At 68.8% G+C, this 11,431-nt stretch carries 8 protein-coding genes and 2 pseudogenes; 1 reads left to right on the top strand and 9 read right to left on the bottom strand.

What is annotated here, in order from left to right; all coding sequences use genetic code 11:
* Nucleotides 1-157: 157 nt before the first annotated feature.
* From DS079_RS16200 to DS079_RS16165, 8 genes and pseudogenes are all read right to left on the bottom strand, one after another.
* Nucleotides 158-1,366, bottom strand: a pseudogene (locus DS079_RS16200) (IS110 family RNA-guided transposase).
* A 170-nt stretch (nt 1,367-1,536) separates the two neighbouring features.
* Nucleotides 1,537-2,731 (bottom strand): annotated as a pseudogene (locus DS079_RS17760) (IS3 family transposase).
* A 233-nt stretch (nt 2,732-2,964) separates the two neighbouring features.
* The gene (gene ctaF, locus DS079_RS16190) at nt 2,965-3,381 is read right to left on the bottom strand and encodes an aa3-type cytochrome oxidase subunit IV (protein WP_010552350.1); all 417 of its coding nucleotides are present in this window, start codon (nt 3,379-3,381) and stop codon (nt 2,965-2,967) included.
* A 1-nt stretch (nt 3,382) separates the two neighbouring features.
* Nucleotides 3,383-5,095, bottom strand: coding sequence for an aa3-type cytochrome oxidase subunit I (gene ctaD, locus DS079_RS16185; protein WP_010552351.1), 1,713 nt, complete (start codon nt 5,093-5,095; stop codon nt 3,383-3,385).
* A complete protein-coding gene (ctaC, locus tag DS079_RS16180; RefSeq protein WP_010552352.1) occupies nt 5,092-6,030 on the bottom strand; it encodes an aa3-type cytochrome oxidase subunit II in 939 nt (312 codons plus the stop codon). The genes ctaD and ctaC overlap by 4 nt, the downstream gene beginning before the upstream one ends.
* A 396-nt stretch (nt 6,031-6,426) precedes the next feature.
* Complete coding sequence (gene erpA, locus DS079_RS16175; protein WP_053917775.1) at nt 6,427-6,786, bottom strand: iron-sulfur cluster insertion protein ErpA; 360 nt, start codon at nt 6,784-6,786, stop codon at nt 6,427-6,429.
* Nucleotides 6,787-6,949: 163 nt separating this feature from the next.
* Nucleotides 6,950-7,246 (bottom strand): hypothetical protein, encoded by a 297-nt coding sequence (locus DS079_RS16170; protein ID WP_241237698.1) that lies wholly within the window; start codon nt 7,244-7,246, stop codon nt 6,950-6,952.
* Nucleotides 7,243-8,682 (bottom strand): dipeptidase, encoded by a 1,440-nt coding sequence (locus DS079_RS16165; RefSeq protein WP_126988811.1) that lies wholly within the window; start codon nt 8,680-8,682, stop codon nt 7,243-7,245. The genes DS079_RS16170 and DS079_RS16165 overlap by 4 nt, the downstream gene beginning before the upstream one ends.
* Before the next feature lie 102 nt (nt 8,683-8,784).
* Here DS079_RS16165 and DS079_RS16160 point away from each other — a divergent pair, with 102 nt between their 5' ends.
* Entirely contained in the window at nt 8,785-9,378 is a 594-nt protein-coding gene (locus DS079_RS16160; protein WP_126988810.1) for a DUF3043 domain-containing protein, read from the top strand.
* Between the two features lie 69 nt (nt 9,379-9,447).
* On the opposite strand, the gene aspS is transcribed toward DS079_RS16160, so the two are convergent.
* Entirely contained in the window at nt 9,448-11,250 is a 1,803-nt protein-coding gene (aspS, locus tag DS079_RS16155) for an aspartate--tRNA ligase (RefSeq protein WP_126988809.1), read from the bottom strand.
* Nucleotides 11,251-11,431: the final 181 nt, after the last annotated feature.

Here is an 11,431-nt window from a genome sequence, read left to right as displayed (position 1 = left end):
TCAGCGGTCAACGCGTGTCTCTCGACCGGGCGGCAACACCCCCCCGGACCATTGATGGCAGGGCAACATAGCCATACCCGGCCGAGCGACCAGACCCCGTCCATCGGGGTGCTCACAAGGTAACGGGTGTCCCTATGGTTTTCGTCAAGGGGCTGGGTCAGGCGGCGGTGGTGAGTTCGGGGGTGGGGGCTGAGTAGAAGGTGCCGTCGCGCAGCATGGCGAACAGGACGTCGCAACGTCTCCTTGCGAGGGCGATGAGTGCTTGGTTGTGCTTCTTGTGCTGGGCGATCTTGCGGTCGTAGTAGTCGCGGGAGACTGGGTCCTTAAGCGACGCGAATGCGGAGAGGAACAGGGCTCGTTTGAGGATCTTGTTGCCCTTCCTCGAAGGGTGGTCGCCGCGGATCGAGGTGCCGGATCTCCAGGTCACGGGAGTGAGGCCAGCGTAGGAGGCGAGGTGCCCTGCGGTCTCGAAGTGCTTCCCGACCACCTCGGTGATGATTCGGGCAGCGGTCCTGACGCCGACCGCCGGCATGGACGTCAGGAGGTCGTGAAGAGGGTGGGCCTCCACCAGTGCCTCGACCTGTTCGAAGATCTCGCTGCGGGCGGTTCGCAACTGGGCGAGCTGGGTCGCGAGCTGGCGCAGCACGATCCCGGCTGCGTCGGTGCCGGCAACGGTCACGGTCTGCTCGCCCAAGGCCTCGAAGATCGCGTCGGCCCAGGCCTCGCCCTTGCGGGGCGCGTGCTTGCGCAGCAGTACCGCCACTCGGCTCTTTCCGGCCTTCCGGATCGCGGCGGGGCCGGGGTATCGCTCGAGCAGGGCGGGCATCGCGGGATGCTCGAGACGTGGGCCGATGACCCGTTCGAGCGCGGGATGGATCTGGGTGAGCAGCCCCCGGATCCGGTTCGAGGTCGCAGTGATCTGCTTGACGAGGTCGTCGTCGAAACCGCAGAGCATGCTCAGCTCCGCAGCCTGTTCGTCGGCCAGGACGATCGAGCGCAGAGTGTGAGGCATGGTGCGGGCGGCCTCAGCGATGATCGCCGCGTCACGGGCATCGGTCTTGGCCTCGCCCGGATGGAGATCGGCGATGCGACGCATGGCCAGGCCCGGGAGGTATCCGACCATCACGCCCATGTCCTAAGCGACCGCCAGTGGCAGCGCACCGATCGTGGCGGGCTGGTCGACGACCACGAGGACCTGGCCGTAGCCGGAGACCTTCTGGATAAGGGCGCGGAGTTTCGCTTCGTCCTGTGGCAGTGGCCGGTCCAAGAGCTTCTTGCCGGCGCGGTCGATCGCGACGGCGTGGTGAGCCGTCTTCCCGACGTCGATGCCGATGAACACGTCAACACTGTCGTGGCCTGGGAACATGAGTTCCTCCGATGCTGGGCGGGCGGAGATCGGCCGGTCTGTCCTGCGGCTCCAGAGCTCGGCATCCACGTTACGAACGGCCGGGTCGGCGTTGTTGCGCCGCTTGGCCTGGTCCCTATCAGCGATCCTCTGGCGCCTATCGGGTCCCGGTGGCAACACCCCCCGGATCATCAACGACTGGAGGCAAGAACCATGCCGGGCCCGACAGGCCAGCCACCCCGATCCTGCCTCCGATCGGGGCTACGAGGAAGGTAACGGGGAAATCGGCCCAGGCGGGCCTGTCGGCGACGGCGGTGGTAGGTCCGCTCGCTCCAAGTGATGATCGCGATCCGCAGCTCTTCCCGGGTCCGCCACCGCTTGCGGTGCAGGGCGTCCTTCCAGAGGAGTGCGAAAAAGGATTCCATTGCGGCGTTGCCCCCGGCAACACCAACTTTTCCCCATCGATCCGATGAGGTGATGACGGTTCGGAGCATGCCCGAACTCCAGTAGCCGGAACTGGCTCCCGCGGTCCGAATGTACGGTACACACAGCAACATCTCCACGGTGGGATGTGACGTTGGGTGTTCATCACGAGGCGGACCTTCATCCGGTCGCTGATCGAGTAGCCAACGCTCCGGCCGGAGAACACGTCCTTGACTGCGCAGAGGTAGAGTTTGCCCTCGTTGGTCGAGTGTTCCGTGATGTCAGTCATCCATAGTTCCCTGACATCATCGGCGGCGATATCGCGTTGGACGAGGCCATCGTGGGGCGGTCAGGGCGACTGCCGCTCTAGCCCCGCTTCTTCCCGAAGGCCAAGAACCACTGGTTGTCCCGGCAAATCCGCCACACGGTCCGCCGACACATCACCTCCCCGGCGACCGCAGCCTCGTCCGCCAGAGGTCGATAGCCGAAGGTCCGATCGTCGGGGTGCTCGTTGAACAGGGCGTTGGCGCGGTAGGCCTCGACCAGCTCAGCCTCGGTGACCTGCTGATTCCGCCAGCGGTAGTAGGGTCGGCGAGAGCCCTTCAGGGCCCGAAGGGGCACCGCGACAGGAATCCCGTCGCCAGCGAAGCTCGCTCACGAGCAGGCAGAACCTATTCCCGGCAGGTTCGCCTGGGAGAGGTAGGCCGCGACGTGGCGGAGGATCTCGTTCTGCTGCTCGAGCTACCGGTTCCAACGACGAAGGTCGCGCAGTTCGCTCGACTCTTCCCGAGTCCTCCCCGAACGGTTTCTATCCTCGACATCGGCCTGGCGCACCCAGTTCGTCAGGCAAAACTCGGGGATCCCGAAGTCGTGAGGGATCTGAGAAAGCTTCTAGCCAGGTTCACGATTCTTCCCGACGCGCAGGACCTTGTCACGGAACTCCTGGAGATAGGGCGCAGGCATGATGTACATCCTTCCCTGCGATGCTGCTCAGCGCCACAGATGATGTGCCACCCACGTGCACCAGTCCCCTTCGTCGCGATCTTGACTCCGTCCTTACCGGAACGGGCCACCCGCACGAGATGTGCGTGGAGCTCTACCGGGCAGGGAGCGGGCGTAGTGCAAACCCCTCCAAGCGATCCAACAGGGAAGCCAAAACAGATGTCACCTATCAGTGAAAGTACCCCGAAAAGCAGTCAGTGGGCATGCTGGCCCCGCGAGAACTCGAGCACCCAGAGAAGGATGCCGTAGATCGCGAAGATGACGCCGAAGGCGAAGATCCACCAGCCGGCGGCGACGCCAAGGAAGCAGAGACCCGCTCCGACCGCAGCCCACAGCGGCGCCCAGCTGTAAGGGCTGAAGCTGCCCTGCACACCGGCGTCCGCCTCGACCTCGCCATACATGTCCTCTGAAGGGCCCAGGTCGTTCTTGCGCACCGCGAGGCTCATAGCCATCCCGATCATGAACGCCAAGCCCGTAAGAGCAACCATCACAGGGAAGCCAACCGTCTCAACGCCTAGCGGATCGAAGGTACCGGTAAGCAGTCCGTAGGCAATCGTGACGGCCAGGAAGAAGGCGCCCAGGATCCAGAAGATCTTTGCGGTTGCTCTCATGTCAGTTCGTCCTCGGGTTCTTGGCGGGCTCCTCCGCGAGCATGTGGTCCTGCAGCGCGACCTCGGGGTGGTGGAGGTCGAAGGCAGGGCGCTCGGAGCGCACGCGGGGCAGCGAGTGGAAGTTGTGGCGCGGCGGCGGGCAGGACGTCGCCCACTCGAGCGAGGCGCCGTAGCCCCACGGATCGTCGACCTCGACCTTCTTCCCCTTCAGGTGGGTCAGGACCACGTTGAGGAGGAAGGGCAGGGTGGAGACGCCCATGATGAACGCGCCGACGGTCGAGATCTGGTTCATCCAGTCGAAGCCGTCCTCGGCGAGGTAGTTCACGTACCGACGCGGTGCGCCGGCCACGCCCAGCCAGTGCTGGATCAGGAAGGTCATGTGGAAGCCGATGGTCAGCAGCCAGAAGTGGAGCTTGCCGATGCCCTCGCTGAGCTTGTAGCCGAACATCTTGGGCCACCAGAAGTAGAAGCCCGCGAACATCTCGAAGACCACGGTGCCGGCCATCACGTAGTGGAAGTGGGCGACCACGAAATAGGTGTCTGAGAGGGGGAAGTCGAGCACCGGCGAGGACAGGATGACGCCGGTCAGGCCGCCGAAGATGAAGGTGGTGAGGAAGCCGAGCGTGAACAGCATCGGCGTCTCGAAGGTCAGCGACCCCCTCCACATCGTGCCGATCCAGTTGAAGAACTTCACGCCCGTGGGCACGGCGATGAGCATCGTCATGAAGGCGAAGAAGTCCAGCATGACTGCGCCGGTGGTGTACATGTGGTGCGCCCACACGGTCACCGACAGCGCCGCGATCGAGATCGTCGCGCCCACCAGGGTCTTGTAGCCGAAGATCGGCTTGCGCGAGAACACCGGGATGATCTCCGAGGCGATGCCGAAGAAGGGCAGTGCGAGGATGTACACCTCGGGGTGGCCGAAGAACCAGAACAGGTGCTGCCACAGGATCGGACCGCCGTTGGCGGGGTCGAAGATGTTCGCGTCGAAGCGGCGGTCGGCGCCGAGCGCCAGCAGGGCCGAGGCGAGCGTAGGGAAGGCCATGAGCACCAGCACACCGGTGATCAGGGCGTTCCAGGTGAAGATCGGCATGCGGAACATGGTCATGCCGGGCATGCGCATGCAGATGATCGTGGTGATGAAGTTGACCGCGCCCAGGATCGTGCCGAAGCCCTGCAACGCCAAGCCGAAGACCCACAGGTCACCGCCCAGGCCGGGCGAGAACGTCGTGTCCGACAGCGGCGCGTAGGCGAACCACCCGAAGGACGCGGCGCCCTGCGGGGTGAGGAAGCCGGCCACCACGATGAGCGAGCCGAACAGCGTGATCCAGAAGGCGAACATGTTCAGCCGCGGGAAGGCCATGTCCACGGCGCCGATCTGGAGCGGCACGAGGTAGTTCGCGAAGCCGTTGAACAGCGGCGTGCCGAACATCAGCAGCATGATCGTGCCGTGCATGGTGAACAGCTGGTTGTACTGGTCCTTGGAGACCACGACCTGCAGCCCAGGCTCCCACAGCTCGGCGCGGATGCCGAGCGCGAGCAGGCCGCCGAACGCGAAGAACGCGAACGCCATGCCCATGTACATCATGCCGATCAGCTTGTGATCGGTGGTGGTCAGGAGCTTGAAGAACTGGCTCCCCAGGTTGGTGGGGCGCTCCTCCTGGAACCGCGCGGGCGCCGTGGTGCTCGGCGAGGCGGTGACGTCGGTGCTCACTGGTCGTCTCCCTCGTTGCCGCGGGTCGCCGTCTCCTCGGTGTAGCGAGGACCGGCGTCGTCAACCTTCTCGCGCATGCTCCACTCCTCCTCGTTGCGGTTGAGGTCCACGCCGAGCTGGCCCTCATTGCCCTGCTGGCGCAGCTCCTCCATGTGCGCGTCGTAGTCCTCCTGGGACACGACCTTCAGCGTGAAGAGCATGTCCGAATGGTACTCGCCGCACAGCTCGGCGCACTTGCCGGAGTACTCGCCGATGCGTGTCGGCGTGACCTGGAAGCTCGTGGTGCGCCCCGGGATCATGTCCTTCTTGTACAGGAAGTCCACGACCCAGAACGAGTGGATGACGTCGCGCGAGTCGAGGCGGAACTCGACGGTCTGGTCGACGGGCACCCACAGCACGGGCAGCGACTCCTCGGCGCCCGGTTCGCCGGTGGCGAAGGACTGCACCCCAGCGGGCTCGTGGACGTTGTCGTCGACGTAGTTGAAGTCCCAGCTCCACTGCTTGGCGACGACGTTGACGGTCACATCAGGCTCGGCGACGTGCATCTCCACCTCGCGCGTATCTCGCTGGGTGAAGTAGAAGAGCGTCAGCACCATCACCACGGGCACGAGGGTGAACATCAGCTCGAGCGGCACGTGGTAGCGCAGCTGGATCGGGAAGCCCTTGTCGTTCTTCCGGCGGCGGTAGGCCACCGCGCACCAGATGGTCAGGCCCCAGATGATGAGGCCGACGAGGATCAGCACGGACCAGGAGCCGACCCAGAGGTTCGTGATCCTCTCGGTCTGGTTGGTGACCTCCTGGCCGTCGTCGGGGCCGGGGAGGAACCCGCGCTGCTGCGCCTGGGTGCAACCGGCGAGGACCAGTGTGGCCAGGGCGAGGCCGGCTGCCGCTGCGCGGCGGCCGCGCCGCGCGCGCTTGGGGACCTGGGGGATCACAGGGGATGACCTTCCGCTCGTCGTCTCCTGCCCTCGTCGCCGTCCCGGAGGGAGGTTCCGGGGCGGCTCCGCGGCGCGGAGCTGGTACTGACGTGGGCTGAACACACCCACAGTGCCGCGCCCGCCCCTGAGGAGCGAGCCGTGGCGGACCCGGGAAGGCCCGTCACTTGACGGCACCTCGTCATCATACGGCGTCCGACGGGTGGTGCGGGCACTTCGACTCACCGTGGACCTCCCCTTTCGCGGCGCCGTGACCGGTCCGTGATCTGCACGTCGCGACGGTCACATCCGCAGCGCCCCGGGAGGGCGCGGTCACCGGGCGCGCGGCGCATGCCGAAGGGCCCTGGCCACGTCGCGAGGACGCGGCCCGGGCCCTTCGGCTCGGCGGGGCGGGACTCAGGAGAAGGAGTCGCCGCAGGCGCAGGAGCTGCCCGCGTTGGGGTTGTCGATCGTGAAGCCCTGCTTCTCGATGGTGTCGGAGAAGTCGATGACGGCACCGCTGAGGTAGGGGCTGCTCATCTTGTCGACGATCACCTCGACGCCCTCGAAGTCGACGACCTGGTCGTCGTCCATCAGGCGCTCGTCGAAGTAGAGCTGGTAGATCAGCCCGGAGCAGCCGCCGGGCTGCACCGCGATCCTCAGGCGGAGGTCGTCACGGCCCTCCTGCTCCAGCAGGCTCGTGACCTTCTGTGCGGCGCCGGACGTGAGGGTGACGCCGTGCGCCGCGGCGGGGCGCTCGGTGGTGGTCGTGGTCATGCGGTCCTCCTCGAAGCTCGATTCCGTCCAGGATACGCCTCGGCCGCCGGGAACGGGGAGGACCGTCGGCGGCGAGCCGCCTCACGTCCGTGCACCGGCCGACGGGAACGGCCCCTGGCGCCGCGGCCGGCGGGCGCGGAGCCGCTCCCCCTCCCGGCCGCTGTCACAGCGCGCCGCGGAAGAGCGCCACCAGGATCACGCCCGCGTACCCGAGGAGCACGCCGGCGATCGCGCCCGTGGCGCCGTCCCGGCTGCGGCCCCTGAGCACGAGCGAGACGGCCGCGACGATCACGCCGAGGACCACGAGCGCGCCCCACCACAGCAGGAAGTAGCCGGAGAGGAAGCCGATCGCGAGGCCCAGCACCAGCAGCGGGATCATCAGCGGGGAGACCGGCGCGGGCTGCTGCCCGCTCCCCCGGCTGGCCCCGGCGCCCTGGCGGCCCGGTCCCTGGCCGCTCATGCCCCGTCCCCGTCGCGGATCTGCGAGGTGCTCTCCGCGAGCGCGCCGGCGCCGCGCAGCAGCAGGGCCTCGGCCAGGCAGACCTTCGCGAACTCCCCGAGGTGGAGGGACTCGTCGATGCCGTGCGCACGGGACTCGGGGTCCTCGACCCCCGTGACGAGCACCTCGGCCTGCGGGAAGACCTCGAGCAGGTCGGCGATGAACGGGATGGAGCCGCCGAGCCCGGTGTCCACCGCCTCGGTGTCCCAGGCTCGTGCGAAGGAGCGGCGGGCGAGGTCCATCGCGGCCGAGCTCTGCGCGGCGCTGAAGGGGCGGCCCAGCTCTCCACGGTGGATCGTGACCTTCGCCGTGGACGGGGCGTGGGACTCTAGGTGGGCGGTCAGCGCCTCCATGGCGCGCTCGGGGTCCTCGCCCGGCGGGATCCGCAGCGACACCTTCGCGCGGGCGACGGGCACGAGAGTGTTCGACGCGTCGCGCACGGAGGGGGCGTCGATGCCGATCACCGACAGCGCCGGACGGGTCCACAGTCGCGCGGTCAGCGGCCCCTCGCCGGAGAGCTCGGCCCCCTCGACGACGCCGGCGTCGCGGCGGAAGCCTGCCTCGTCCATCTCGACGCTCGGGTCCTCGGCGCGGCGCAGCCCTTCGACGGCGACCGTGCCGTCCTCGTCGTGCAGGGTGGCGAGCAGGCGGCTGAGCTGGGTGAGGGCGTCGAGCACGGGGCCGCCGAAGAGGCCGGAGTGGACGGCGTGGTCCAGGGCCCGCACCTCGACCACGAGGTCGACCAGGCCGCGCAGGCTCGTGGTCAGGGCCGGGGTGCCCACCGCCCAGTTCGCGGAGTCCGCGACGATGATGAGGTCCGCCGCGAGGGCGTCGCGGTGCGCCTCGATGAAGGGACGGAACGTCGGGGAGCCCGCCTCCTCCTCGCCCTCGACGAAGACGCTCACGCCGATGCCGTCGGCCGCGAGCTCCTCGCCCACCAGGCGCAGCGCGGTGACGTGGGCCATGATGCCGGCCTTGTCGTCGGCCGCGCCGCGCCCGTAGAGGCGGCCGTCGCGCTCGACGGGCTCGAAGGGGTCGCTGCTCCAGTCGGAGACCTCGCCGGTGGGCTGCACGTCGTGGTGCGCGTAGAGCAGCACCGTCGGGCGACCCGGGGCGGCCGGGCTGCGTCCGATGACCGCGGGGCTCCCGCCCGCGACGGACTCGATGTCCACCTGCTGCATGCCGGCGCCGCGCAGCAGCTCGGCGACGGCCTCGGCGCTGCGGCGCACGGGCTCCTGGTCGTAGCCCTCGAAGGCGATCGACGGGATCCGCACCAGATCCTTCAGATCCTCGATCGCGGCGGGGAGCAGGGGATCCAGACGCTCGCGCAGCGCCTTAACCTCCTCCGGGGAGGCGGCGTCGGCGGTGGGCGAGACGGGGTCTTCGTTCAGGCTCATGGCCCTCACGGTACCGCCGCGGCCGGGCGACGGACCCGAGCACGGGGCAGGCCCTCGCAGGGGTCCCAGGCGGCTCCCGTCCCCGTCGCCTAGAATGCCCCGGTGATCTTCCGCAAGTCCGAGCCCCCGCATCCCGTCGAGCAGTCCTCGGCCCCCTCCCGCCCCGGCACCAAGGGTCGCCCCACGCGCACCCGCAAGGAGGCCGAGGCGGCGCGCCGCCGTCCGCTGGTCGTCGACGACCGCAAGGAGGCGCGGAAGCGCGATCGCGAGCGCGCCTCCCAGGAGCGCATGGAGGCGCAGCAGGCGCTGGTGACCGGCGACGAGCGGAAGATGCCGGCGCAGCACCGCGGCCCCGAGCGCCGCTACGTGCGCGACGTCGTGGACTCGCGCCGCAACGTCGCCGAGTACTTCTTCCCGATCGCGCTGGTGTTCATGCTGGTGGCGCTGGTGCTGCCTCTGATCCGTCCGGAGATCACCACCGCGATGAGCACGGGCATGATCGTCGTGCTGTGGGGCGGCATCGCGCTGTGCGTGATCGACAGCCTCGTCCTGCGCCGCTCCCTGCGCGCGAAGCTCACCGAGCGCTTCGGCTCGGTGGGCCAGGGCCTGGTCGGCTACGGGATCATGCGAGCGATCCAGATCCGCCGCTTCCGCCTGCCGAAGCCGCAGATCAAGCACGGCGAGGCGCCTCGCTGAGCGACTCCCCGGGACCACGAGAACGGCCGACGCGATCACTCGCGTCGGCCGTTCTCGTGTGCAGAGGGCTCAGGCCTTCGGGGAGGCGGTGCCCGTCTCGCCCTGCGGCGCGTCCTTCGCGGCGGGCTTCGCGTCGACGCCCGCCTCCTTGCGCTGCTGCGGCGTGATCGGGGCGGGGGCCGCGGTCAGGGGGTCGTAGCCGTTGCCGGTCTTGGGGAAGGCGATGACCTCGCGGATCGACTCCTCCCCGGCCAGCAGCGCCACGATCCGGTCCCAGCCGAAGGCGATGCCACCGTGCGGCGGGGCGCCGAACTGGAAGGCGTCCAGAAGGAAGCCGAACTTCTCCTGCGCCTCCTCGGCGCCGATCCCCATCACCTCGAAGACGCGCTGCTGCACGTCCTGGGAGTGGATGCGGATCGAGCCGCCGCCGATCTCGTTGCCGTTGCAGACGATGTCGTAGGCGTAGGCGAGCGCGGAGCCGGGGTCCGTGTCGAAGGTGTCGAGGAACTCGGGCTTCGGCGAGGTGAAGGCGTGGTGGACCGCGGTCCAGGCGCCGCCGCCCACGGCGACGTCACCGGCCGCGCGGGCGTCCGCGGCGGGCTCGAACATCGGCGCGTCGACGACCCACACGAAGGCGAAGGCGTCCTCGTCGATGAGCCCGAGCTTCTCGGCGATCTCGTTCCGGGCCGCGCCGAGCAGGGCACGGGAGCTCTTCGGCTCGCCGGCGGCGAAGAAGACGCAGTCGCCGGGGGCCGCGCCGGTCTTCTCGAGCAGACCTGCCTTCTCCTGCTCGGAGATGTTCTTGGAGACGGGGCCGGTGAGGGTCCCGTCCTCCTGGACCAGCACGTAGGCGAGCCCCTTCGCGCCGCGCTGCTTGGCCCACTCCTGCCAGGCGTCGAGCTGGCGACGGGGCTGGGAGGCGCCGCCGGCCATGACGACCGCGCCGACGTAGGGGGCCTGGAACACGCGGAAGGGCGTGTCCGCGAAGTACTCGGTCATCTCGACCAGCTCGAGGTCGAAGCGCAGGTCGGGCTTGTCCGAGCCGTAGCGGCGCATCGACTCTGCGTAGGTGATGCGCGGGAAGGGGCCGGAGATCTCGTGGCCGGCCTTCGCCCAGACGGCGGAGAGGATCTGCTCGGCCAGCGCGATCACGTCCTCCTGGTCCACGAAGCTCATCTCGACGTCGAGCTGGGTGAACTCGGGCTGGCGGTCGGCGCGGAAGTCCTCGTCGCGGTAGCAGCGGGCGAGCTGGAAGTACTTCTCGATGCCGCCCACCATGAGCAGCTGCTTGAACAGCTGCGGGGACTGCGGCAGCGCGTACCAGGAGCCGGGCGCGAGGCGCGCGGGGACCAGGAAGTCACGGGCGCCCTCGGGGGTGGAGCGGGTCAGGGTCGGGGTCTCGACCTCGACGAAGCCCTGGTCCAGGAGGGTGTCGCGCGCGGCGCGGTTGACCTCGGAGCGCAGGCGCATCGCGGCGGCCGGGCCCTGCCGGCGCAGGTCGAGGTAGCGGTAGCGCAGGCGGGTCTCCTCACCCACCTCGCTGTGCTCGTCGAGCTGGAAGGGCAGCGGCGCGGAGGTGCTGAGCACCTCGACCTCGGTCGCGGTGACTTCGATCTCGCCGGTGGGCAGCTGCGGGTTCTCGTTGCCCTCGGGGCGGCGGTCGACGGAGCCGGTCACCTTCAGCACGTACTCGCTGCGCAGGTGCATCGCCTCGTCCTCGCGCACGACGACCTGGGTGACGCCCGCGGCGTCGCGCAGATCGAGGAACGTCACGCCGCCGTGGTCACGGCGACGGCCGATCCAGCCGGTGAGGGTGACGGTCTGTCCGATGTGCTCCTGGCGGAGCTCACCGGCGGTGTGGGTGCGCAGCACGGGATGTCCTTCGCGGTGTCGGGGGTCGATGGCTCCCCGGCGCGGGGCGCGCGGGGTCCGGCGCACGGGGTGCGCGGAGAGGCCAGCCTACCGTCCGAGGTGAGGGATCTCGCCACCGCCGACCTGTCGGAGCGGGCCCTCTCCCCCGTAGACTCGAGATCTGTTCGACCTGCCGAAGCGC

Source organism: Brachybacterium paraconglomeratum, from assembly GCF_003994255.1.
GTDB classification, from domain to species: Bacteria; Actinomycetota; Actinomycetes; order Actinomycetales; family Dermabacteraceae; genus Brachybacterium; species Brachybacterium conglomeratum.
This window is presented reverse-complemented; position numbering and strand designations above follow the sequence as displayed.